Annotated in this window: 2 protein-coding genes; both read left to right on the top strand. The window is 62.2% G+C overall.

Going from position 1 to position 1936, the window contains the following annotated elements; all coding sequences use genetic code 11:
• The first annotated feature begins 268 nt into the window (after positions 1–268).
• Positions 269–400, top strand: a complete 132-nt coding sequence (locus AC1DMK_RS30950; protein ID WP_477864030.1) for a hypothetical protein — start codon at positions 269–271, stop codon at positions 398–400.
• Between the two features lie 206 nt (positions 401–606).
• On the top strand, positions 607–1866 hold the full coding sequence (gene ltrA, locus AC1DMK_RS30945; protein WP_477864029.1) for a group II intron reverse transcriptase/maturase: 1260 nt from the start codon (positions 607–609) through the stop codon (positions 1864–1866).
• Positions 1867–1936 lie beyond the last annotated feature (70 nt).

The following is a 1936-nucleotide window of genomic DNA, read 5'->3' as shown; positions in this document are numbered from 1 at the left end:
ATGGTGCGCCAGGCATGGCGCGTTGTGCGTAAGCACTGTTTGACCGGGATGGTATCCGGTCGACGACTTGGAGGTGCAAGTCCTCTACGGGCCCTGGTGATGGGAACCGTTAGCCAAACAGCAAGGGCGTTATCGCGAGATAAGGTCTGAAGGAAGCTGGAGGCAAAGTGCCGGCCTGACGAACAGGAAGCGCATATGAGGCGGTCGCATCCGGACGAGGGGGCCATGAAACCTGAAGTCCAATATCACCCGGAGGATGCGGGCGTAGATGCGACAGGTATATGGCATGAAGGTCACGCGTCTTACCCCGGGAGACCTGCCGACCTGCCCCTGGTTTCAGGTGTGCTACCGGCGTCGCAAGGCGTCGGGATGGGGCGGCAGGGGTCAGCAGACGCCGTAGTAGCCGGACCGAACGGTGAAGGGCCGAACATGGAGTGCCGGACGGAGGCCGGTCTTTCGATGGTGAGAACAGACGCAGAAGACGGAGTTGAGATGCTCCGTGCCCATGCCGAGAGTAGCGGCCGGAAGCCGCGAGGGCAGGTATTGGGTGCATCAGACACCACGGCAAGACCGTCATCCTCTCGACCGGAGGCGAATGAGCGACTGATGGAGACGATCCTCAGCCGCGAGAACATGATGGCGGCCTACCGCCGGGTGGTGGCGAACAAGGGTGCGCCGGGCATCGATAAGATGACGGTGGACCAACTGAAGCCATACCTTGCGGAACACTGGCCGCGCATCAAGGAAGACCTGCTGGCGGACCGTTACAGGCCGGCGCCGGTGCGCGGGGTGGAAATCCCCAAGCCCGGCGGCAAAGGGATGCGGCAATTGGGTATCCCCACCGCTCTGGATCGGCTTATCCAGCAGGCGATGCATCAGGTGCTGATGCCGATCTTCGACCCGGACTTCTCTGCCTCCTCCTACGGCTTCCGGCCGGGGCGGAGCGCCCACGACGCGGTTCTGGCCGCCCGGTCCCATGTGACCAGTGGTCGTCGTTTCGTGGTCGATCTTGATCTGGAGAAGTTCTTCGACCGAGTGAACCACGATGTCCTGATGGCACGCGTGGCACGCAAGGTTAAAGACAAGCAGGTGCTGCGGCTCATCCGCCGTTACCTGCAAGCCGGTTTGATGACGGGCGGGATCGAGACGGCCCGCAACGAGGGGACCCCGCAAGGCGGTCCACTCTCGCCGCTGCTATCGAACGTCCTGCTCGATGATCTCGACAAGGAGCTGGAACGACGTGGCCATGCCTTCTGCCGCTACGCTGACGACTGTAACATATACGTGCAGTCACAGCGTGCCGGCGAGCGGGTTATGGCTTCGCTCACCCGCTTCCTTGCCGAACGGCTGAAGCTCACGGTCAACGGTGCCAAAAGCGCCGTGGATCGACCGTGGAAGCGCACGTTTCTTGGCTATACCATGACCTTCCACAAGGCGCCGCGTCTACGGATTGCGGCGTCTAGTGTGGTGCGGCTCAAGGGAAAGCTCAAGGCGGCCTTCCGTACCGGGCGCGGTCGTGCCCTTGGCGCTACCATCAAAGACCTCACCCCAACCCTGCGTGGCTGGATGGCCTATTTCCGGCTGACCGAGGTCAAGGGGATACTTGAGGAACTGGACGGCTGGCTGCGGCGCAGGTTGCGCTGCATCCTGTGGCGGCAATGGAAGAAACCGGCCACGCGCGCCATGCGGCTGATGCAGCGAGGCCTGACGGAACAACGGGCACGTGACTCGGCCGTAAACGGCCGTGGCCCTTGGTGGAATGCCGGAGCCAGCCACATGAACGATGCCTACCGAAAAGCCTTCTTCGACCAACTCGGGCTGCTTTCTTTACAACAGGAACTCCACCGCCTAAATCACGCTCGATGAACCGCCGTGTACGGAACCGTACGCACGGTGGTGTGGGGGGAGGGAGCCGAAAAACTTCCTCCTACCCGAT

It is taken from the genome of Rhizobium sp. 05L419, assembly GCF_056397845.1.
This window is presented reverse-complemented; position numbering and strand designations above follow the sequence as displayed.